This is a genomic window from [Clostridium] clostridioforme AGR2157, assembly GCF_000424325.1.
Taxonomy (GTDB): domain Bacteria; phylum Bacillota; class Clostridia; order Lachnospirales; family Lachnospiraceae; genus Enterocloster; species Enterocloster clostridioformis_A.
This window is the reverse complement of record NZ_AUJR01000026.1, coordinates 23,901-45,038: the sequence shown is the minus strand read 5'-3', so window position 1 is coordinate 45,038 and position 21,138 is coordinate 23,901. Positions and strand designations below refer to the sequence as shown.

The following is a 21,138-nucleotide window of genomic DNA, read 5'->3' as shown; positions in this document are numbered from 1 at the left end:
CGTCCACAAAAAACTCCGGGAAGAAACATACGTTGTTCCTTCCCAGAGCATGATTAATATGAGGTCTCTATCTATTCTTCCTCTACGGCATCGTCTTCCTCATCCACATCAGCCATATCGTCCATTCCCAGGACTTCCTCGGCAACATTGTCCTCTGTGAGTCCGCTGCCGCTCTCATCCTCGGAAGAGACTACCAGTTCATCGTCATCAGACAGCATGATCTCATCTGAAATCAAATCGTCCGTATCCAGCTTCACCTTGCGGTAGCGCTTCATGCCGGTACCTGCCGGAATCGGCTTACCGATGATAACGTTCTCCTTCAGGCCAATCAGGTGGTCAACCTTGCCGTTGATGGCTGCCTCGGTCAGAACCTTGGTGGTCTCCTGGAAGGATGCTGCTGACAAGAAGGAATCCGTTGCCAGGGATGCCTTGGTGATACCCAGCATGACCTGTCTGCCTTCTGCCGGCTTCTTGCCGTCAGCAATCAGAGCCTCGTTCATCTCGTTGTAATCCAGAACATCCATGGATACGCCCGGCAGCACATCACTGTCGCCGCTCTCCTCAATCTTGATTTTCTTAAGCATCTGGTGAACAATCATCTCTATATGCTTATCGTTGATTTCCACACCCTGGAGACGGTATACACGCTGTACTTCCTGGAGCATGTAATCCTGTACCGCACGGACACCCTTGATTTTCAGGATATCGTGTGGGTTGATACTGCCTTCTGTCAGCTCGTCGCCGGCTTCCAGCACCTGGCCGTCCATTACCTTGATTCTGGATCCGTAAGGAATCAGATAGGTCTTGGCGTTGCCGCTCTCATTGTCGGTTACCGTAATCTCGCGCTTCTTCTTGGTATCCTTAATCTGCACCACGCCGCCGAACTCGGTGATAATGGCAAGACCCTTTGGCTTACGGGCCTCGAAAAGCTCCTCCACACGGGGAAGACCCTGTGTGATATCGCCGCCGGCCACGCCGCCCGTATGGAACGTACGCATGGTAAGCTGTGTACCAGGCTCACCGATGGACTGTGCCGCGATGATACCGACAGCCTCGCCCACCTGTACAGGCTGGCCTGTTGCCATGTTGGCGCCGTAGCACTTGGCGCACACACCGATATGGGACTTACAGCTGAGGACAGTACGAATCTTCACGGACCCCCGTCCTGTCTTATTCAGCACCTTCATGACAGCTGCGGCGCGCTTAGGTGTACACATATGGTTAGCCTTGACCACGACCTCGCCCGTATCCGGGTCAGTGATGGTCTCAGCGATATAGCGTCCTGTGATTCTCTCTTCCAGGTCCTCGATTACTTCATTTCCATCCATGAAAGCCTTGATTTCCATGTATGGGATATCCCTGCCCTCGCAGCAGTCCACTTCGCGGATAATCAAATCCTGTGATACGTCTACCAGACGTCTGGTCAGGTAACCTGAGTCAGCCGTACGCAGAGCCGTATCGGACAGACCTTTACGCGCTCCATGAGCCGAGATAAAGTACTCCAATACGTCCAGTCCCTCACGGAAGTTGGACTTGATAGGAAGCTCGATGGTATGGCCGGTGGTATCTGCCATCAGTCCGCGCATACCTGCCAGCTGCTTAATCTGCTTATCAGAACCACGGGCTCCGGAGTCAGCCATCATGTAAATGTTGTTGTACTTATCCAGGCCGGTCAGCAGGTCATGTGTCAGCTGGTCATCGGTAGTCTTCCATGTCTCGATAACCTCTTTGTAGCGCTCTTCCTCAGTGATAAGTCCGCGGCGGTAGTTTTTCGCAATGCGGTCCACGGTTGCCTGTGCTTCCTCAATCAGCTTTGGTTTGCTCTCAGGCACGGTCATATCGGAAATGGATACGGTCATGGCCGCCCTGGTAGAATATTTATAACCAATGGCCTTGATGTCATCCAGGGTAACGGCAGTCTGGGTTGCGCCGTGTACGTTGATGACCTTCTCAAGAATCTGCTTTAACTGCTTTTTGGCAACGTGGAAATCCACTTCCAGCTTCAGCTCATTCTCCGGGATGCTTCTGTCCACAAATCCCAGATCCTGAGGAATAATTTCATTGAAAATGAAACGTCCGATGGTGGAGTCAATGGTCCCTGTCTTCACAGTGCCGTCCTGCATGGTCTTGCTGACCCTCACCTTGACGCGTGAATGAAGGGTTGCCTCCTGGTTCTCATATGCCAGGATCGCCTCGTTGACACTCTTAAATATCATGCCCTCGCCCTTTGCTCCCGGACGCTCCTGGGTCAGGTAATAGATACCAAGCACCATATCCTGGGAAGGAACAGCCACAGGGCCGCCGTCAGAAGGCTTTAACAGGTTGTTAGGGCTTAAGAGCAGGAAACGGCACTCTGCCTGGGCCTCTACGGACAGCGGCAGATGGACAGCCATCTGGTCGCCGTCAAAGTCAGCGTTGAAAGCCGTACACACCAGAGGATGCAGCTTGATTGCCTTACCCTCTACCAGGATAGGCTCAAATGCCTGGATACCCAGTCTGTGCAGAGTAGGGGCACGGTTCAGCATGACAGGATGCTCTTTGATAACATCCTCCAGCACATCCCATACCTCAGGCTGCAGTCTCTCTACCATCTTCTTGGCATTCTTTATATTGTGGGCGGTTCCGTTGGAAACCAGCTCCTTCATAACAAAGGGTTTAAACAGCTCAATGGCCATTTCCTTTGGAAGACCGCACTGGTATATCTTAAGTTCAGGTCCAACCACGATAACGGAACGGCCGGAATAGTCCACACGCTTGCCTAACAGGTTCTGACGGAAACGTCCCTGCTTACCCTTTAGCATATCGGAAAGGGACTTAAGGGCTCTGTTGCCAGGGCCGGTCACAGGCCTGCCGCGGCGTCCGTTGTCAATAAGGGCATCCACTGCCTCCTGGAGCATACGCTTCTCGTTGCGTACAATGATGTCGGGAGCGCCTAACTCCAGCAGTCTTGCCAGACGGTTGTTCCTGTTGATGATTCTTCTGTATAAGTCATTTAAATCAGAGGTTGCGAAACGTCCGCCGTCCAGCTGTACCATGGGGCGGATATCCGGGGGGATGACAGGAATCACATCCATAATCATCCACTCAGGGCGGTTGCCTGAGGTAAGGAATGCCTCCACTACCTCCAGCCTCTTGATGATTCTCGCGCGCTTCTGTCCGGTGGAATCCGCCAGCGCCCTTCTAAGGTCTGTGGAATCCTTTTCCAGATTAATGGCCTTAAGCAGTTCCTGAATGGCCTCGGCACCCATTCCCACACGGAAACCGCCGGTGCCGCCGTACTTCTCCACTTCCTCCCTGTACTCCTTCTCGGACAGGACCTGCTTATACTGCAGACTGGTGGAGCCTGGGTCCAGAACAATATAGGATGCAAAGTACAGCACCTTCTCCAGCGTCCTGGGGGAGATGTCCAGAATCAGCCCCATACGGCTGGGAATTCCCTTGAAATACCATATATGGGATACGGGAGCAGCCAGCTTGATGTGGCCCATACGCTCTCTACGGACACTTGCCTTTGTCACTTCTACGCCGCAGCGGTCGCAGATAACACCTTTATAACGAATCTTTTTATATTTACCGCAATGACACTCCCAGTCCTTACTAGGCCCGAAGATTCTCTCACAGAACAGACCGTCCTTCTCGGGCTTAAGTGTCCTGTAGTTGATGGTCTCCGGCTTCTTCACCTCGCCATGGGACCACTCCAGAATCTTATCAGGGGAGGCCAGACCAATCTTAATGGCATCAAATGTCATTGGATGATAAGTTTCATTAGTTTCTGGCATGAGCATTTACTCCCTTCTATTCTTCGTCTTCACCGTCAGCAGCTTCAGCCAGGAATAAATCATCCTCGTCATCAGCCTCTTCGGTGTAATCATCGGCGATTACTTCTTCTTCCTCTTCCACAGCTACCAGCTCGCTATCATTGAATTCCTGTTCCTGATAGCCAAACTGTGCATAGGATTCCTTATCCTCAAAGCGGTGCTCGCCCTCTAACATGGCGCGCAGCTCTGTATCGCCGTAATCGATGTTCTCATTCATCTCGACCTCGGTGCCGTCATCCCTCAGTACCTGTACATCCAGGCCAAGGGACTGCATCTCCTTAAGGAGCACCTTAAAGGACTCCGGTATACCCGGCTCAGGGATATTCTCTCCCTTGATGATGGCTTCATAGGTCTTCACACGGCCCACAACGTCGTCGGACTTAACGGTCATGATTTCCTGCAGGGTATAGGAAGCGCCATATGCCTCCAGTGCCCAAACCTCCATCTCTCCAAAACGCTGTCCGCCGAACTGAGCCTTACCGCCCAGAGGCTGCTGTGTAACCAGGGAGTATGGGCCGGTTGAACGTGCATGGATCTTATCATCAACCAGATGGTGCAGCTTCAGGTAGTGCATGTGCCCGATGGTAACAGCGCCGTCAAAGTACTCGCCGGTACGTCCGTCTCTCAGGCGAACCTTACCGTCACGGCTGATGGGCACGCCCTTCCAAAGCTCCCTGTGCTCTAAGTGAGCGCCAAGGTAGTCGATTACAGATGGCTTCAGCAGGTCTTCATATTTAGCCTTAAATTCTTCCCAGGATGTGTTCACATAATCGTTGGCCACTTCCAGGGTATCCATGATGTCATTCTCGTTTGCGCCGTCGAAAATAGGGGTGGATACGTTGAAGCCCAGGGCCTTGGCTGCAAGGCTTAAGTGAATCTCCAACACCTGTCCGATGTTCATACGCGAAGGCACGCCCAGAGGGTTAAGCACGATGTCAAGAGGGCGACCGTTTGGCAGGAAAGGCATATCCTCAACAGGAAGCACGCGGGAAACAACACCCTTGTTGCCGTGACGTCCTGCCATCTTATCACCCACGGAAATCTTACGTTTCTGGGCAATGTAGATGCGGACTGTCTGGTTCACGCCTGGTGACAGCTCGTCTCCGTTCTCCCTGGTAAATACCTTTGCATCCACGATAATGCCGTATGCGCCGTGAGGCACCTTAAGGGAGGTATCGCGGACTTCCCTGGCCTTCTCGCCGAAGATGGCGCGCAGCAGGCGCTCCTCCGCGGTCAGCTCGGTCTCGCCCTTAGGCGTTACCTTACCTACCAGGATATCTCCTGCACGGACCTCCGCACCGATGCGGATGATGCCGCGCTCATCCAGGTCTTTCAGGGCATCCTCGCCCACGCCCGGCACATCGCGGGTGATCTCTTCCGGTCCCAGCTTGGTGTCGCGGGCTTCTGCCTCATACTCCTCAATATGGACAGAGGTATAGACATCTTCCTGAACCAGACGCTCGGATAACAGGACCGCATCCTCGTAGTTGTAGCCTTCCCATGTCATGAATCCGATAAGCGGATTCTTTCCAAGGGCAATCTCACCGTTGGAGGTGGATGGGCCGTCTGCGATTACCTCGCCGGCTTCCACGTGGTCATTCTTATATACGATAGGCTTCTGGTTGTAACAGTTGCTCTGGTTGCTTCTCTTAAATTTGGTCAGATGGTACACATCGCGGTTGCCGTCGCTGTCCCTGCGGATGATGATTTCATTAGAAGCAGAGCGCTCTACCACGCCTGCATTCTTAGCTACCACACACACGCCGGAGTCAACAGCTGCCTTGGCCTCGATACCCGTACCCACGGCAGGGGCTTCTGTGGTCAGAAGGGGCACTGCCTGACGCTGCATGTTGGAACCCATCAGGGCGCGGTTGGCATCGTCGTTCTCCAGGAAAGGAATCATGGCCGTAGCAACGGAGAATACCATCTTAGGAGATACGTCCATCAGGTCAATGGTCTTTTTCTGGAACTCGGATGTCTCTGTACGGAAACGTCCGGATACGTTGTTGTGTATGAAGTGGCCTTCCTCATCCAGGGCCTCATTTGCCTGTGCCACAACGAAGTTATCTTCCTCGTCAGCGGTCAGGTACACTACCTCATCCGTTACCCTTGGGTTCGCCGGATCCGTGGTCTTATCCACCACGCGGTAGGGAGCCTCGATAAAACCATACTGGTTTACCCTCGCATAGGTTGCCAGGGAGTTGATCAGACCGATGTTAGGACCTTCAGGCGTCTCGATGGGGCACATACGTCCATAGTGGGTGTAGTGTACATCCCGCACCTCGAATCCGGCACGGTCCCTGGACAGACCGCCAGGCCCCAGGGCGGAGAGACGGCGCTTATGGGTCAGCTCTGCCAGCGGGTTATTCTGGTCCATGAACTGGGACAGCTGGGAACTTCCGAAGAACTCCTTCACAGCCGCAGTCACGGGCTTGATGTTGATTAAAGACTGGGGCGTGATGCCATCCATATCCTGGGTGGTCATACGTTCCCTTACCACACGCTCCATACGTGACAGACCGATGCGGTACTGGTTCTGAAGGAGTTCGCCTACGGCGCGGATACGGCGGTTGCCCAGATGATCGATGTCATCTGCGTTGCCCACCTGCTCCTCCAGATGCATATTATAGTTAATGGAAGCAAGGATATCTTCCTTTGTAATGTGCTTTGGAATCAGGTCGTGGATATTCCTGCGGACAGCCTCCTTAAGAGACTCCTCATCGGTGCCAGCTTCTTCCAGGATAGAAGCCAGGGCCGGGTAATATACTAACTCCGTAACGCCCACTTCCTCCGGATTAAAGGGCACATGGGCGGAAAGCTCCACCATCATGTTGGAAAGGACCTTCTGCTTCCTGTCAGGACCGTCCACCCATACATAGGGAACTGCCGCGTTCTGAATCTTCATGGCAGATTCCTTGTCAAGCTTGGTGCCTGCCTCTGCCAGAATCTCGCCTGTGGCGGTGTCCACCACGTCCTCTGCCAGTACCTGTCCGTTAAGACGGTACTTAAAGGACAGTTTCTTATTAAATTTGTATCTGCCGACTTTTGCAAGGTCATATCTTCTGGGGTCAAAGAACATGCTGTTAAGGAGACTTTCTGCACTGTCAACAGATAACGGCTCGCCGGGACGAATCTTCTTATATAATTCCAGAAGGCCATCCTGGTAATTATCGGAGGTGTCCTTTCCGAAGCTGGCCAAGAGCTTTGGCTCCTCGCCGAAGAGTTCCAGGATTTCCGCATTGGTTCCGAATCCCAGGGCACGAATCAATACAGTCACAGGCACCTTACGGGTCCTGTCTACACGTACATAGAATACGTCATTGGAGTCTGTCTCGTACTCCAGCCATGCGCCACGGTTGGGAATGACAGTACAGGTATACAGTTCCTTACCCACTTTATCATGGCCAATACCGTAGTAGATACCAGGGGAACGTACCAGCTGGCTGACAATAACACGCTCAGCACCGTTAATCACAAAAGAACCGGTATCTGTCATCAGGGGCAGGTCGCCCATGAAAATCTCGTGTTCATTCATTTCATCTTTATCTTTATTGTACAGTCTTACCTTTACCTTAAGTGGTGCAGCGTAAGTTGCGTCCCGTTCTTTACACTCTTCGATGGTATACTTTATATCATCCTTACACAATGTAAAGTCAACGAATTCCAGACTCAAATGGCCTGCAAAGTCCGCTATGGGAGAGATATCATCAAATGCCTCCTTCAGTCCTTCTTTTAAGAACCACTGGTAGGAGTCTTTTTGAATCTCAATCAAGTTAGGCATTTCAAGAACTTCTTTCTGTCTTGAATAGCTCATTCTTACGCTTTTCCCGGCCGGTACCGGACGTATTCTGCTTTTCTCCATTGACGTTTCACCCCTGTTTTCTAATTTGGTTCGCAATATTTCCATCTCAATCTGACGCCGAACCGGACGCCAGATGCAGCAAAATATCACTGTCGTTCTCTGTAATTGGGCGCCATACAACGTAAAACCGTACGTGAGGGCGCAAAAAGCCCACGTCGCCACAATAGTGCACACTCCATAATAACACAGACCTGTCAAGGTGTCAAGGATTTTTGCTTGCAATTTACCGTCTAAAATGATATACTATTATAGAATGTCCCCTGGGGTTGTAGATTGTTTAACGGGGGGAATGGTACTATAATTACATAGGTTGGAGGTAAACCCCATGGCTCAGACTATTTTAAATGTACTGATTGTCATTCTGGTCATTGCTCTTGTTGCCCTGGTTGTTCTCTACTTTCTGGGAAACAAGCTCCAGAAGCGCCAGGTAGAACAGCAGCAGTTGTTAGATGCAGCCGCCCAGACCGCATCCATTCTTGTCATTGACAAGAAAAAGATGAAGATTACCCAGGCCGGGCTTCCCAAAGCAGTGACTGACCAGACGCCCAGGTATATGCGCTGGGCAAAGGTCCCTGTGGTCAAAGCCAAGATTGGTCCCAAGATCATGACCCTCATTGCAGACGGACGCGTATTTGACTCCCTGCCGGTGAAGACCGAGGCCAAGGTTGTCATCAGCGGTATCTACATCACTGAGATCAAAAGCGTGAGAGGCGGCGCGATTCCGACTCCGCCAAAGAAGAAGGGATTCTTCGCCAGATTTAAAAAGGATAAGAAAGATAAGAAATAAAAAGAAGCGGCAGTCACGCCGCTTCTTTTTATATCCTTTTACAATATCCTTCTGCAGTTTCTTTTACTGCTCTTATCGTTTCATTCCACGTCGTCACGCTGTGTATTGGTACCCTGTACCCTGTCACTGCGGGCAGGACTGGACATCCAGGCGGATGCTGCAATCGGACAGATGTTCATAATTGATATCCAGGGAATAATCCACATTCACCAACAGACTGTCCGGCTCTTCATTAATTTTAATCCGGTTGGCCTGTATGCCTACCACCATATCGCCCAGGGGAGTGGTGTAGCATGAAAGATTCTTCTTGTTCTTCTCAAACTGCATGTGGGTGTTGGCGATTCCCTTTTTAATTATGTCCATTCCGGAAGGGGATATCTTGATTACGTTCTTGACTTTACCTGTAAAGCCTTCCATCATCTCTTCGTAGAGGATGTAATGCTTTCCATTCTTCTGATAATAATCTCCCCTTACTATCATCTCCACATCGGAGTCCTCTTCGTCTATCATCTGGATGCCACTGATTGTAATCAGCACGTCTTTTGTCATATTCCTTCCTCTTTCCCTTAAGTGTATCGTTCCATCCCATGGGCCATCAGCATATCCACCAGCTGGTCCTTAGTAATCCCTCTGGCTTCCCACAGCATGGGGTACATACTGATGGCGGTAAAACCTGGCATGGTATTAATCTCGTTGAAGACCACTTCTCCGTCATCCTTCACAAAGAAATCCACTCTGGCCAGTCCATAGCCGTCCACTGCACGGAATATGTCCATAGCGGCCTGGCGTACTCTCTCTGCCGCCCCTGCCGGCAGTTCCGGATCCGTCACTGTCCTGGATTCTTCGTTGTAATACTTGGCCTCAAAGTCATAGAACTCTGCCGCGGACAGTATCTCTCCTACGCCGGATGCTGCCACCTCCTTAAGTCCGCCTCCGAATACAGCGCACTCGATCTCCCTGCCTATGATGGTTTCCTCTACCAGCATCTTACGGTCATGCCGGGCCGCCTCTAATAGTCCTGCTTCCAGGGCCTGACGGTCCTCCGCCTTTGTCACGCCCCTGGAGGAGCCTGCATTGGACGGCTTAATAAATACGGGATATGAAAAATGCCTTTCCACCCGTTCCACCACCGATTCCATATGCGCAAGCTGTTCCCTGTACACTGCCTCGTATGCTGCCTGGCGCACTCCCAGATCATCCACGATAATCTTGGTGTACAGTTTATCCATAGACACTGCGGAAGAAAGGACACCGCAGCCCACATAGGGAATCTTAGCCAGTTCCAAAAGGCCCTGGATGGTACCGTCCTCCCCGTACAGCCCGTGAAGAACCGGGAACACCACATCCACCCTGACCTCGCGGACCGAATTTCCGTCCATGAGGAGGATGCACTTCTTCGTTGCGTCCGGCAGCAGGAGGGCTGATACTGTCCCGTCCCTCCAGGTACCGTTTTTTACATCTTCCGTTGATTCTGCCTTAATCCAGTGTCCATCTTCTGTAATTCCTACAAGTAATACATCGTATCGCGTCCTGTCTATATGCTCAATGACATTGACAGCCGACATGCAGGACACAATATGTTCTGATGACTGGCCGCCAAATATGACTGCCGCCTGAAGTTTACCCATGCTAGTCTCCTTAAACTCACTTATTTTAGTGATTGTTCTACGTTTATAGTATAACATATGTGGCAATAATTACAAACAGAAATTAAAACTGCATCAACGGCCAAGGAGGTCTTAAATCATATGAAATACAAAATAAGCCTGTGCATATCCGCACTTTGTTTTTTTACTGCATTCCTCATTCTCATGGCATCCCGCACCACCGGCGAGGAAGCCCTGGCATCCCGCATTGCCCCTGAAATCCTCCGGTTTCACGTCCTGGCGGAAAGCGACAGCGCCAGGGACCAGAATCTGAAGCTGGGGGTAAAGGGGCTGGTCCTGGACTACATCCACAGCCAGGTACCTGAGGATACGGACAAGGAACAGCTTGAACAGTGGATAGAAGGCAACAAGACCAGCATCGAAACCATGGCCCAGGACTGGCTGGCAGACCAGGGGGTCTCCTATCCCGTAAAGCTGGAATTAACAAGGGATTACTTTCCCACCAAGGCTTACGGGGACATGGTATTTCCCTGCGGCACCTATGACGCGGTCCGCATCACCATTGGAAGCGGAAAAGGCCACAACTGGTGGTGCGTGCTCTATCCCTCCCTCTGCTACACCGACGCCATCCACGCAGTGGTGCCTGATTCCTCCAAAAAAACCCTGTCGTCTCTTTTGGCGGAAGATGACTACGATGCCCTGTTATCCCCCCTGGACAGGACAAAACAGCCCCAGCAAAAGCCGGAGGTCCGCGTACGGTTCCGGCTCATGGATTTATTTCATAAAAAGGGCTGAGATTCTATTTCTTCCGGCTGTCCAGCATGTCCTGAAGCGCCTCGTCGCTCACGTCAATCCACACATCCTCTTCCTCCGCATTCAGTCCCAGATACTGGGCCAGAGTGCGGGGGTCGTCGCTGTTATTCCAACGGCTTACATACCGGTAAATCTCCTCAAAGGGAATCTCCCCTGACAGATACCGCTCCTTAAAGGTTCCTTCCTCCATCATTTCCTCACCCGCGCCGGTATGGCCGGCTCCTGCTCCTGTTCCTTGATGTTGCGTGAAACCGTGATCTCCTGGTTGTCGATATGTTCCCTGGCCGCCTTCTTAGCCTCGGCTATGTTGCGGTTCTTAAGGGCGTTCAGAATGTGCTCGTGCTCAACCAGAAGCACCTGCCTTTTGTCCTCGTCCTTGATATATTCCAGGCGGTAGCGGTACATCTGCTCACGCAGGTTGCCCAGCATCTGCACCAGCTTATCGTTGCGGGTTCCCTGGTAGATAACGTCGTGATACTGCTCATCTGACTGGGCAATGCTCATGGCCTCACCCCGGTCAATGGCGTTTTTAAAGTTACCCTGCACCCGCTCCAGCTCAGCCATGTCGTCCTCCGACATCCGCTGGCAGGCCAGCTCAATGGCCAGTTCTTCCAGGGAGCGGCGCACCTCCAGCACATCCCGCAGGCTCTTCTCTGATATCTTGGCCACCTCAGCGCCCTTTCTGGGAATCATAAGCACCAGGCCCTCCAGCTCCAGCTTGCGGATGGCTTCCCTGATCGGAGTCCTGCTGACGCCTAATTTTTCAGCCAGCTGAATTTCCATCAGCCTTTCCCCCGGAGCCAGCTCCCCCTTCAGTATAGCCTGACGCAGGGTGTTGAACACCACGTCCCGAAGCGGAAGATACTCGTTCATATTAACCTTAAAATTATTTTCCATTTAAAAATGTCCCTTTCCTGCATTATACTCTGTCCTGTCCATTCCTTTTCACATTAAAGAAATTGGTCAGGTACACCTGTTTTGCCAGCTCCGACGCCCTGCCGAACCGCAGGTCCTCGTAGGCAGCCTGGGCCGCCCTTGGATTGGCAAAAAGCCCGAATACCGTCGGACCGCTTCCGCTCATCATTGCCCCCAAAGCCCCATAGTCACGCATGACCTGTTCAATCCCTGAAATGGCCGGATACTTCTCTCCGGTGACCAGCTCTAACACGTTCCCAAACCTGCCTGCCACCTCCCGCAGATTCTGGCTGCGGATGGCGTCTATCATGCCGTCTATGTCTGGATGGTCCGAAGGCGCAAGCTTCATGGCGTCCAGACTCTCGTATACCACCTTGGTGGACACGCTGATACCCGGCTTGGCTATGAGCACCTGGCACTGGGGCATGGGAGGCAGGGGCGACAGCTTCTCGCCAATCCCCTCGGACAGGGCGGTTCCCCGCATAAGGCAGTAAGGGATATCCGCTCCCAGGGTCACACCCCTCTCCATCAGTTCCCCGACGGACAGGCCCAGGTCAAACATTTTATTGACTCCAAAGAGAACGGAGGCAGCGTCCGTACTTCCGCCGGCCATGCCGGCTGACACGGGAATGAACTTGCGCAGATGGATGGACAGGCCCTGGCGAATGCCGAACTCCTCCATCAGCAGTCTGGCCGCTTTATGGGCAAGGTTCTGCTCATTATCCGGCAGATAAAACAGGTTGGTCTCTATCTTGATGCCCGGCTCCTGGGTGGCGTACAGGTCAATCCGGTCATGAAGCCCCACGGTCTGCATGATCATCCGCACCTCGTGGTAGCCGTCGTCCCTCCGCCCCAGCACATCCAGAGCCAGGTTAATCTTTCCATATGCTTTTAAGCGTAAGTGTCTTATCATCCAGGACTCCCTCTCTATGTACATTGTTCGTATCTCTGTTTTTATAATACATTATATTGTATACAATACTTTCACTTTATTTGCAAGTGGAAATTGCAGAAAAATGCAGAAAACCGGCAGAAATTTTCCGGCCGGTTTTAATAATGGTAATAATCAGATTATTTCCCCTTCAGATTCCGAATTGCTTCCTTCATCTCCTCATCCTCTTCTCCCAGCAAAGGAGTGGCATCCGTGCGATTCTGCTCTTCCTCCTTAGGCATGTACTTCCTGAAAATGGCAGTGAAGAAGTATGAGTTCACAAAGGCAATGAGAGGCATCCCAAACAGGAATAACAGCATGGCAAACTGCGGGAAATAAAACAGTCCGAAATATGTGGCTGCCACGATTCCCAAATCAGTGGCCAGAATCCCGATTGTCTGGAACAAATGGCGCACGGACATAAAGAATGCATTGAACATGGTCCTCTTAACCGGATTATAAAACCTGGCCTGGAGCGGGAACACATAGGTAATGATAAACAGGTAAATCAGAAGCAATCCGCCAGAGACCGCCGTCATGGCTGTCTTGGCCGCGCCGTTTAAAGGCATCTGCCCTGACACAAAGAACCAGAAATCAAAGCCCAGCACGATTCCTGCCGCCAGAAGGATAAGCCAGATGGCCGTTGCCTGCTTGAAGTTGCTCTTAAAAGACCGAAAAAAAGACCGTATGGCGGAATCATCCTCATCCCGCACCAGTTTTAAGGTCACATAATAGACGGCTGTGGCGGAGGCACCGGCTGTAAACACAGGGATGGAACAGACAATCCACAAAATGTTCAGTATGATTAAGTCTCCCAGCTTTCCTATGAACCGCCACACCGGATTATCGTAATTAAATATACCCTGCAACATAAGTATTCCTCTTCTTTCTGTAAATACACCTGGTGATATTCTATCATATTAAGCGGAAAATGCAAAGGGCTGCTCTGGTTTCATGAAATTTTTATATTCTCCTTAAGGCCGGATGTGGTATACTTACATGAAACGGCCTGTCCGTGCAAATACAGCAGAGAGAAACGGAAGGAATGCATAAGCTATGTCCATCAGAGAAGAAGCAGAAAACGAACGGCAGAAACTGAAAAACATGTCCTGGAAGGACCGGGCCTGGTATGTGTGGGAGTATTATAAGTTCCACCTCCTGGCTGTGATTCTTACCATCGGGGTCTTAAGCACCATAGGCACCATGATATACCGCCAGACCTTTACCACCCGCCTGTCCGTGGCCATTATCAACGACCGCTCCGGAGGCGCCGGCTCCAGCGCTCAGCTGGAATCAGATCTGCGGGAATATCTGGGATGCGGCAAAAAGGACCTGATTGAAATAAACGAGGGCCTGATGGTGGATTTTGATGAGGAATCCACCTCCCAGTACGGATATGCCACCCTGGCCAAAATTTCCGCCCTGGTAGCCAGCAAAAGCCTGGACGTGGTCATCGGAGACCAGTCCGCCATCGACCACTACGAGACCATATCCGCATATCAGAACCTGGAGGAATTACTTTCCCCAAAGCTCTATGCGCGGGTGAAGGACCATATCTACCAGGCAAAGGACGGTGAGGGAAACCTTACGCCTGTTGCCCTGTCCCTGGAGAATACCGCCTTCAAAGAAAAGACAGGCATCGTCATGGCTCCCCCTTACCTGGCCATCATACAGGGCACTCCCCATAAAGAAGCTGCCCTTCAGATGATTGAGTATCTGTTTCCATAAGACACGTCATTCCCAGGCCTTCCGCCACCTTGCGGGAGGCCTGGTTTTCTCTGTGAATCAGAGCGCAGAGCCGAACCCCCAGCACCTCATGGCTGTAACCGGCAATGGCTGACACAGCTTCCTCGCAGTATCCCCGCTGCCGGTAAGGCAGGAAGATATGGTACCCCAATTCCAGCCAGGGAACGGACTGTCCCAGGGAGTACAGACATTCCTCCATCTCCCTTGCAAGCTTGGGATTGGACACTCCCGCCAGCCCCACCAGAACCTGGTCTTCCCTGCGTACCAGGGCCCATGTACCATACTCAAAAAAGCCGTACTGGTTCCTGCAGTACAGTTCCAGCGTCTCCCTTGAACGGAATATGGCCTCCTGAGGTCCGTACTCCTCCTCCGGAATATAACAGGCATAATCCGCGGTCAGCTCCCGTATGAGCAGCCTGGACGTCCTGCATATAGTCCACGGAAGCCCCAGATGGCGGCGTATTACCAGCTCCAGCAGCTCATCCGTGGCATCCTCAATATCCGGAATCACATAGGGAATTCCCTTCATATCCCAGATACCCGCCCCCTCACACTCAACGCCAACAACGGCCCTCCCGGCAGCTTTCGCCGCCAGAAGGGCCTCAGGTTCGTCTGATATGACTGCTGTGCAGGTCTTTCCATCTAAACAGATGCTGCGCTCTGTTACCATATTACCGCCTCATTGTCATATTGCTGTTTCGCTGACGTATGGCCTCTGCTTTGCTGCCGGATACCGTGAATGACAATTCCTGTCAGCACTTCTCCGGTTCCGGATAGTCCACCCCGAAGGTTTCCACTGTCATGGACTTAATCTTCTGCTCCTGCAGGGGACGGTCACTGTAATCAGTCTGGACATCCGCGATTTTATTCACCACATCCATGCCCTCTGTCACCTTTCCAAAGGCTGCATATGAGCCGTCCAGGTGCGGTGATGCCTTATGCATGATAAAGAACTGGGAACCGCCTGAATTGGGGTGCATGGCTCTTGCCATGGAAAGTACGCCCTCTGTGTGTACCAGGTCGTTCTTAACGCCGTTCTGTGCGAATTCTCCCTTGATGGAGTAGCCCGGGCCGCCCATGCCTGTGCCCTCAGGGCAGCCGCCCTGAATCATGAAGCCGCTTATGACCCTGTGGAAAATCAGTCCGTCATAATATCCCTTTTTTACAAGGCTGATAAAATTATTCACTGTATTAGGAGCTGTATCAGGGTATAACTCTGCTTTCATTACATCTCCATTTTCCATGGTTATGGTAACTATAGGATTTGCCATTTGTCTTTCTCCTTTTTCAATTAGAATCTTTATCCACTATAGCAAATTCCGCCGGCTTTGTCCAGCACGGCTTATCTTTATCCGTCTCTCTTGACGGGTGAGGCGTTTATCCACGGCAATTCCCATACATACCACAGCAATTCCGGTAAGCTTGCCCGGGGGCAGGCTGCCCATCAGGAACAGGTCGGTAAGGATACCGGTTCCAATCTGTCCGATGATGATAAGGATGGTTGCCTTAAATATCTTCAGCTTATCATATACAACCGTGTTAAGTACACAGGCAAGTGCGCCCAGGGGGCCGGTCAGGTATCCGGCCGGATTGGACATGGTAAAAGCAGCCAGATTCAGGCGGAAGCCGGATATGGCAAAGTAAAGGATAAATGAAGCGGCACCTCCCACAGCCACATTGGCAAGAGAGCCATTAAGCAGTCCTGCATATTGGCAGGCCAGAAAACTGAGCATGCGTGTGATTACGGTGAAACACCCCAGGATAACGGCCAGCAGCAGTAATACGGTCAGGGCCAGATAGCTGCCTGTCAGCCGTATATCTGCCAGCCCGGCGCTGTTGATGACAACTATACCGGCAATGATAAGTGCAAACCCCAAAAGCCGCAGCCGGTTAAAAGGGACCTTTTTTGCACCAAGCCATCCGTAATGGTCAGTGACTGCAGACATAATAAGCTGTCCTGCGACTGAAAGGCAGACCGTGACCGCGGTGCCCAGTATGTTGACGCATAATCCGGTAAATCCGATAACAAAGACGCCGGTGATGCCGCCTAAGGTGGCATAGGACGGAATCCCCTTAAAGGAGGGGAATTTACCTTTTGCCAGAAGCTGGTACAGGAAGATGGTAAGGGCATTCAGTGACTGGCTTATGAAGCCCACGCCTATGATTCCCAATGCTGGGAATAACAGGCCGTTGCAGCTGCTTTGTGAAGCAATGAAAGCCCCTGACAGGATAGCGGTTAAAGTATATAGCACGTTTATTCCTCAATTCGTTTGTTTATGATTTTACCATAGGAATGGAGCATAATCTCATCTGAGTTATGCTCCATTTGCCTTGTATGTCTTTGGGGTATTACTGGGCTTCGTAGCTCACTTCCATATCTACCCTGCCGCTCTTCTCACGGAAATACCCGAACAGGAGGGCAGCCACGCACACACAGAGATTGACAGCCATCTTGGGCCAGGTCATGGTACGAAGACTCATGTATGCCCCGAAGATACTTGCCAAAGTACCCGCAATGGTCCAGAACCAAAGCACGCGGGTGGAAGCGTGCCAGCGTGAGCGGTTCCACTCCGTGGGAATGACCTGGGGCAGACGGAACACGAAAATAGCCAGCAGAACGTCCATGATATTGGATGCAAAGACAGCGGTGCCTGAGATGGTGTTCATGTTAAAGCCGAAAATTAATGGCAGCAGTCCAACCAGGTAGAAGAACAGGATAAGGTTGTGAGGTGTTTTAAACCGGCTGTTGATTGCGCCGAACTTTTTCGGCAGCCATCCGTCCACACAGCCCTGAAGCAATGGCTTTGTGCACCAGCCCATCTGGGCGTTAAGGGTGGTCATAAGAGCGAACATGGCGCCCCCAATCAGGAAGAACACATAGAGCGGTCCCGGAAGTATCTCGGCAGCGACCAATGAAAGGGGCTGTCCCTGTACCACATCAATGGGGAGCACGCCGGTAGCAACCACTGCCATGAATGCATAGAAGACGGCCACGACAACAGTTGAGAGTATGATGACAAATGGCATGTCCTTAGTGGGATCCTTTGCCTCGGCAGAGAAATTGATGATATTCTGTGCGCCTCCGCAGGCAAAGGTCAGGATGGCCGCCGCGCTGCAGAAACCTAAGGGGCCGTCCGTAAGGAATCCCTGTGGCTGTACATAGGCCTTAAAGTCTACGCGGAATATACCAAATGCGGTAAATACGGCCAGGGCAATCATAAGGCATACAACGAGTACATGCTGGACAATGGATGCGTTTTTAACACCGATTATATTGACCATCATCACAAGGGTGTTACGGAACTGGCAGAAGAATGGGTCAGGACCAAGGGGTCCATATCCCAGGTGATTAAGAACCTGGACGAGAATGGTTATCTCATAAAGAAAAAGGAAGGCAATAATAATAAGAATGTCCATCTGTATCCTACCAGTAAGGGGGTAGAACTCAGTCTGGCCCATAAGATGTATGATGCCAGGAACTTAAAGAATACACTGGACTTCTTCACGCAGTATTGTACGGAGGAGGAACTGACAGCCTTTTATAAAGTTCTGGGTTATTATACCATGTTGTTGAAAGGATGAATATGAAGGCGCGGATAGGACGGCGGTGGGAAGAAGGGGATTCATTTTACCTATCGTTTTGGTGGAATGACCTTGGCAAAACCAGGCGGCCGATTTATCATGGAAGTGGAAAAGATGATAGTATGTGCATTATGTCACATAAGGAACCCCCGGAGAGTTGCCGCTCTCCGGGGGTTCCTTTTCTTTTGGGGTAGAATAACCGGTGAAGAAAGATAGTATGTATTGCATTACCCCCACCCCCCATCCCGCTGGATAGAGTCAACAGCAATTCCATTATATCTTATAAAACCCTATTCGCCTATAGTCTACAGCTTCCGCGCGCAATATTCCCGTATGATCTCCATATAATCCCGTGCATGCTGCGGCAGATACCGCCCCTTTGGATAGGCCGCAATGGTTGTTGTGACAATGGGACTTTTTCCTATGGACAGGCAGAGGGACGGTTGGCTGCCATGGGATGCGGCCATATGATAGTAGCTTTCCGGCGCAAATGCAATCCCAAGCCCTTCCATGGCCAGTTTGATGGACATCTCGCTGTTGCGTGTGTGCAGGAGCACAGGCGGATCCATATCGTAATCCTTAAACAGTTTAAGGGCAATGCCGCCCGTGTTCTGGTCCGGATAGAGTAGGATGAAGTTCTCCCTTGAAAACAGGCTTAAATCAACCCAGGGATGCTTAAAACCCGGTTTATCCACTGACTTGGAGGCCAGAGGATGTCCTTCAGATAAAATCAATACAATTTCTTCCCTTTGCATGACCTCATAGTCCAATAATTTGGGGAATACATGGACATTATAAAAGGTGAGGTCAATGGAATTGTCTTTTAAGCTTGTCTCGGCTATGAAGTTAACGGCTTCCATCACATTGATGGTCACATGGGGGTAGCGGCTGTGGAATTCCATCAGGGTGGGCTGGATGATGGTGCTTCCCATCATGATGGGGATGGCGATATTGAGGCGTCCGTATTTCCTGTGGCTGATGTCCTCGTACTCCCGGTCCCACTGCTCCCCGTAAGCAGCAATCTGCTCCGCATAGTGAAGATATCGTTCACCCATATAGGTTGGGGTGTAGCAGTTGTCCCTGCGGTAAAAAAGCGGCCCGCCCAGCTGGTTTTCCAGGTTCTTAAGATACTTGCTTAAGGAGGGCTGGGAAATGAACAGGGATTCGGCGGCCTTACCAATGCTTCCTTGCCTGGCAATGGCCAGAATATAGCGTGCTTCTTTTAGTTCCATAAAAAACCTCCTGACAGGGCATTTCTGTAAATATACGGAAATGATTTGTAAAAAAACAGGTGAATATAGCTTTACTGCATAAAAAATATAGAATTTATATATTTGACGTATATTATATTACTTTTTATAATAAACGTAAAGCCTAAAATAAGTAACCTTAATAAATCTATTGATTCAACGTAACAGTCCGGACTGAACTGTTGCGATTCAGCATGGAGCGCGAAAATCATGAAAAAGAGCAGTGCATTAATTATGCTGGTACCCGGCCTTGTCATCCTGCTGGTGTGCCTTGCCATCCCTTTACTGCGGGTATTGGCGCCAAGTATTTTCTCCGGAAATTATCCGTTCAGTTTTTACACGGATTTTTTTCGGGACGGGTATTATATGAAAATATTCCTGCGGACGGTTAAGATTGCCGTGATTACCACTGCTTTCTGCATGGCGGGCGGTATCCCTACGGCATATTTTATCAGCCGCTGTCCTAAAAAGTACAGGGGACTGCTGCTGGCGTTATCCATCTTTCCAATGATGACCAACTCTGTAATCAGGAGCTTTGCGTGGATAAACATACTGGGAAGCAATGGAATTGTGAATAAGTTTCTTCTGACAGCTGGTTTTGTGGATAAACCTGCCAAGCTTTTGTACACGGACTTTGCAATCATCATTGGTTCCATCTATCTGTTCCTGCCGCTGATGATTGTGACGGTTACAGGCGTCATGGAAAATATTGACGACGATATGATGGAAGCAGCACAAAGCCTGGGCGCTGCCAGGATGGAGGCATTCATGAAGGTCATCTTCCCCATGAGCCTTCCGGGAATCATTGTGGGCGGCATCCTGGTATTCACAGGGACGCTGACAGCTTACACCACGCCCCAGCTTCTGGGAGGCAACAGCAACATGGTGATGGCTACCCTGATTTACCAGAGGGCCATGTCCGTGGGAGACTGGACCGGGGCGTCTGTGATTGCGTTCATTATGATCATACTGACACTGGGTGTGATAAAGGGCTTTAATGCCCTGGCTTTACGGCTGGACCGGAGGGGAGGGAATTATGCGTAAGAATAAACTGCTCACTGCATATGCAGTCCTGGTATTTGCATTTCTGGTGATTCCGCTTGTCATCATTACCATTACGGCTTTTGGCGGCGGCAGCGCCATCACCTTTCCCATTGAATCATTTTCCTTTAAATGGTTTGCCAATGTGTTTGCACTGAAATCCTTCCGCCGTTCCTTCCTCACAAGCCTGGAGGTGGCGCTTTTGGCAACCCTTATCGCGCTGCTGGTGGGTATCCCGGCAGCTTATGCACTGGCCCGCTCCAAGGTAAAGGGAAAACAGATGCTTAAGTCCATTTTCCTCTCGCCCACCATTGTGCCGGGAATCGTGATTGGTTTTATACTGTATCAGTTTTTAATCCTTACACTGAGGATTCCGGTATTTGTAAGCCTTCTGGCCGGACATTTCATGGTAACGCTTCCTTATGTGATCCGTGTGGTGGGATCTTCCATGGAACAGTTTGATTTCTCCATTGAGGAAGCTGCCTGGAGTCTGGGATGTCCCAAACAGGCGGCATTTTTCAAGGTGGTGCTTCCCAATGTGACGTCGGGAATCTCATCCGCCTTCATGCTTGCATTTATCAACTCCTTTAATAACATACCTGTATCCATGTTCCTGTCAGGGCCGGGAGTCAGCACCTTCCCTTCCACCCTCATGAACTATATTGAATATAATTATGACCCTACTGTTTCTGCCGTATCCGTGCTTCTTATGGCAGCAACCGTAATCATCATGGTAGTGATTGACAGGACACTGGGCATTGCAGCCCTGGCTAAATAGGAGGAGGA

The 21,138-nt window shown here is 51.0% G+C and carries 19 protein-coding genes; 6 read left to right on the top strand and 13 right to left on the bottom strand.

Features of this window, described 5'->3' with window-relative positions; genetic code table 11:
* Positions 1 to 71: 71 nt before the first annotated feature.
* Positions 72 to 3,785, bottom strand: coding sequence for a DNA-directed RNA polymerase subunit beta' (rpoC, locus tag G614_RS0111990; protein ID WP_027642135.1), 3,714 nt, complete (start codon positions 3,783 to 3,785; stop codon positions 72 to 74).
* A gap of 10 nt (positions 3,786 to 3,795) precedes the next feature.
* Positions 3,796 to 7,680 carry a DNA-directed RNA polymerase subunit beta gene (locus G614_RS0111985; protein ID WP_027642134.1) on the bottom strand — a complete coding sequence of 1,295 codons (3,885 nt, stop codon included), beginning with the start codon at positions 7,678 to 7,680 and terminating at the stop codon, positions 3,796 to 3,798.
* A 325-nt stretch (positions 7,681 to 8,005) separates the two neighbouring features.
* Between G614_RS0111985 and G614_RS0111980 the strand changes: the two genes are divergently transcribed.
* On the top strand, positions 8,006 to 8,467 hold the full coding sequence (locus tag G614_RS0111980; protein ID WP_027642133.1) for a hypothetical protein: 462 nt from the start codon (positions 8,006 to 8,008) through the stop codon (positions 8,465 to 8,467).
* 123 nt (positions 8,468 to 8,590) lie between these two features.
* Here G614_RS0111980 and G614_RS0111975 read toward each other — a convergent pair whose 3' ends face one another.
* Together G614_RS0111975 and G614_RS0111970 are read right to left on the bottom strand one after the other, a co-directional pair.
* Complete coding sequence (locus G614_RS0111975; protein WP_002568234.1) at positions 8,591 to 9,016, bottom strand: DUF1934 domain-containing protein; 426 nt, start codon at positions 9,014 to 9,016, stop codon at positions 8,591 to 8,593.
* Between the two features lie 17 nt (positions 9,017 to 9,033).
* Entirely contained in the window at positions 9,034 to 10,095 is a 1,062-nt protein-coding gene (locus tag G614_RS0111970; protein WP_027642132.1) for a D-alanine--D-alanine ligase family protein, read from the bottom strand.
* A gap of 120 nt (positions 10,096 to 10,215) precedes the next feature.
* Here G614_RS0111970 and spoIIR point away from each other — a divergent pair, with 120 nt between their 5' ends.
* Positions 10,216 to 10,869: a stage II sporulation protein R gene (gene spoIIR, locus G614_RS0111965; protein WP_027642131.1), complete on the top strand. Its 654-nt coding sequence runs from the start codon at positions 10,216 to 10,218 to the stop codon at positions 10,867 to 10,869.
* A 4-nt stretch (positions 10,870 to 10,873) separates the two neighbouring features.
* Here the strand turns inward: spoIIR and G614_RS0111960 are convergent, their stop codons facing one another.
* The 4 genes from G614_RS0111960 to G614_RS0111945 form a co-directional block, all read right to left on the bottom strand.
* Positions 10,874 to 11,077, bottom strand: coding sequence for a hypothetical protein (locus G614_RS0111960; RefSeq protein ID WP_027642130.1), 204 nt, complete (start codon positions 11,075 to 11,077; stop codon positions 10,874 to 10,876).
* On the bottom strand, positions 11,077 to 11,784 hold the full coding sequence (locus tag G614_RS0111955) for a GntR family transcriptional regulator (RefSeq protein ID WP_027642129.1): 708 nt from the start codon (positions 11,782 to 11,784) through the stop codon (positions 11,077 to 11,079). Before G614_RS0111955 ends, G614_RS0111960 begins: the two co-directional genes overlap by 1 nt.
* Before the next feature lie 22 nt (positions 11,785 to 11,806).
* Positions 11,807 to 12,715: a 4-(cytidine 5'-diphospho)-2-C-methyl-D-erythritol kinase gene (gene ispE, locus G614_RS0111950; protein WP_027642128.1), complete on the bottom strand. Its 909-nt coding sequence runs from the start codon at positions 12,713 to 12,715 to the stop codon at positions 11,807 to 11,809.
* Between the two features lie 158 nt (positions 12,716 to 12,873).
* Positions 12,874 to 13,605: a YesL family protein gene (locus G614_RS0111945; protein ID WP_027642127.1), complete on the bottom strand. Its 732-nt coding sequence runs from the start codon at positions 13,603 to 13,605 to the stop codon at positions 12,874 to 12,876.
* Positions 13,606 to 13,789: 184 nt separating this feature from the next.
* On the opposite strand from G614_RS0111945, the gene G614_RS0111940 reads away from it, so the two are divergent.
* Positions 13,790 to 14,461, top strand: coding sequence for a hypothetical protein (locus G614_RS0111940; protein ID WP_027642126.1), 672 nt, complete (start codon positions 13,790 to 13,792; stop codon positions 14,459 to 14,461).
* Here G614_RS0111940 and G614_RS0111935 read toward each other — a convergent pair.
* The 4 genes from G614_RS0111935 to G614_RS27355 all read right to left on the bottom strand — a co-directional run bounded on the left by G614_RS0111935 (position 14,400) and on the right by G614_RS27355 (position 17,761).
* Complete coding sequence (locus G614_RS0111935; protein ID WP_027642125.1) at positions 14,400 to 15,149, bottom strand: GNAT family N-acetyltransferase; 750 nt, start codon at positions 15,147 to 15,149, stop codon at positions 14,400 to 14,402. The genes G614_RS0111940 and G614_RS0111935 overlap by 62 nt on opposite strands.
* Before the next feature lie 82 nt (positions 15,150 to 15,231).
* Positions 15,232 to 15,750, bottom strand: coding sequence for a peptidylprolyl isomerase (locus tag G614_RS0111930; protein WP_027642124.1), 519 nt, complete (start codon positions 15,748 to 15,750; stop codon positions 15,232 to 15,234).
* Positions 15,751 to 15,786: 36 nt separating this feature from the next.
* Complete coding sequence (locus tag G614_RS0111925) at positions 15,787 to 16,731, bottom strand: DMT family transporter (RefSeq protein ID WP_027642123.1); 945 nt, start codon at positions 16,729 to 16,731, stop codon at positions 15,787 to 15,789.
* A gap of 97 nt (positions 16,732 to 16,828) precedes the next feature.
* Complete coding sequence (locus G614_RS27355) at positions 16,829 to 17,761, bottom strand: APC family permease (protein ID WP_242828077.1); 933 nt, start codon at positions 17,759 to 17,761, stop codon at positions 16,829 to 16,831.
* Here G614_RS27355 and G614_RS31735 point away from each other — a divergent pair.
* Entirely contained in the window at positions 17,717 to 18,061 is a 345-nt protein-coding gene (locus G614_RS31735) for a winged helix DNA-binding protein (RefSeq protein WP_162142751.1), read from the top strand. The genes G614_RS27355 and G614_RS31735 overlap by 45 nt on opposite strands.
* A 305-nt stretch (positions 18,062 to 18,366) precedes the next feature.
* Here G614_RS31735 and G614_RS0111910 read toward each other — a convergent pair whose 3' ends face one another.
* On the bottom strand, positions 18,367 to 19,293 hold the full coding sequence (locus G614_RS0111910) for a LysR family transcriptional regulator (protein ID WP_027642122.1): 927 nt from the start codon (positions 19,291 to 19,293) through the stop codon (positions 18,367 to 18,369).
* Between the two features lie 228 nt (positions 19,294 to 19,521).
* Here G614_RS0111910 and G614_RS0111905 point away from each other — a divergent pair, with 228 nt between their 5' ends.
* A complete protein-coding gene (locus G614_RS0111905) occupies positions 19,522 to 20,355 on the top strand; it encodes an ABC transporter permease (RefSeq protein ID WP_027642121.1) in 834 nt (277 codons plus the stop codon).
* On the top strand, positions 20,348 to 21,130 hold the full coding sequence (locus tag G614_RS0111900) for an ABC transporter permease (protein ID WP_027642120.1): 783 nt from the start codon (positions 20,348 to 20,350) through the stop codon (positions 21,128 to 21,130). The genes G614_RS0111905 and G614_RS0111900 overlap by 8 nt, the downstream gene beginning before the upstream one ends.
* Positions 21,131 to 21,138 lie beyond the last annotated feature (8 nt).

What these genes read in the sequence shown, in the direction of transcription:
- G614_RS0111910 (WP_027642122.1), bottom strand. Translation starts at nt 19,293, where the DNA reads ATGGAACTAAAAGAAGCACGCTATATTCTGGCCATTGCCAGGCAAGGA.
- G614_RS0111985 (WP_027642134.1), bottom strand. Translation starts at nt 7,680, where the DNA reads ATGGAGAAAAGCAGAATACGTCCGGTACCGGCCGGGAAAAGCGTAAGA.
- G614_RS0111935 (WP_027642125.1), bottom strand. Translation starts at nt 15,149, where the DNA reads ATGGTAACAGAGCGCAGCATCTGTTTAGATGGAAAGACCTGCACAGCA.
- G614_RS0111930 (WP_027642124.1), bottom strand. Translation starts at nt 15,750, where the DNA reads ATGGCAAATCCTATAGTTACCATAACCATGGAAAATGGAGATGTAATG.
- spoIIR (WP_027642131.1), top strand. Translation starts at nt 10,216, where the DNA reads ATGAAATACAAAATAAGCCTGTGCATATCCGCACTTTGTTTTTTTACT.
- ispE (WP_027642128.1), bottom strand. Translation starts at nt 12,715, where the DNA reads ATGATAAGACACTTACGCTTAAAAGCATATGGAAAGATTAACCTGGCT.
- rpoC (WP_027642135.1), bottom strand. Translation starts at nt 3,785, where the DNA reads ATGCTCATGCCAGAAACTAATGAAACTTATCATCCAATGACATTTGAT.
- G614_RS0111905 (WP_027642121.1), top strand. Translation starts at nt 19,522, where the DNA reads ATGAAAAAGAGCAGTGCATTAATTATGCTGGTACCCGGCCTTGTCATC.
- G614_RS0111955 (WP_027642129.1), bottom strand. Translation starts at nt 11,784, where the DNA reads ATGGAAAATAATTTTAAGGTTAATATGAACGAGTATCTTCCGCTTCGG.
- G614_RS0111975 (WP_002568234.1), bottom strand. Translation starts at nt 9,016, where the DNA reads ATGACAAAAGACGTGCTGATTACAATCAGTGGCATCCAGATGATAGAC.
- G614_RS0111900 (WP_027642120.1), top strand. Translation starts at nt 20,348, where the DNA reads ATGCGTAAGAATAAACTGCTCACTGCATATGCAGTCCTGGTATTTGCA.
- G614_RS27355 (WP_242828077.1), bottom strand. Translation starts at nt 17,761, where the DNA reads ATGGTCAATATAATCGGTGTTAAAAACGCATCCATTGTCCAGCATGTA.
- G614_RS0111980 (WP_027642133.1), top strand. Translation starts at nt 8,006, where the DNA reads ATGGCTCAGACTATTTTAAATGTACTGATTGTCATTCTGGTCATTGCT.
- G614_RS0111960 (WP_027642130.1), bottom strand. Translation starts at nt 11,077, where the DNA reads ATGGAGGAAGGAACCTTTAAGGAGCGGTATCTGTCAGGGGAGATTCCC.
- G614_RS31735 (WP_162142751.1), top strand. Translation starts at nt 17,717, where the DNA reads ATGCTGGACAATGGATGCGTTTTTAACACCGATTATATTGACCATCAT.
- G614_RS0111970 (WP_027642132.1), bottom strand. Translation starts at nt 10,095, where the DNA reads ATGGGTAAACTTCAGGCGGCAGTCATATTTGGCGGCCAGTCATCAGAA.
- G614_RS0111940 (WP_027642126.1), top strand. Translation starts at nt 13,790, where the DNA reads ATGTCCATCAGAGAAGAAGCAGAAAACGAACGGCAGAAACTGAAAAAC.
- G614_RS0111945 (WP_027642127.1), bottom strand. Translation starts at nt 13,605, where the DNA reads ATGTTGCAGGGTATATTTAATTACGATAATCCGGTGTGGCGGTTCATA.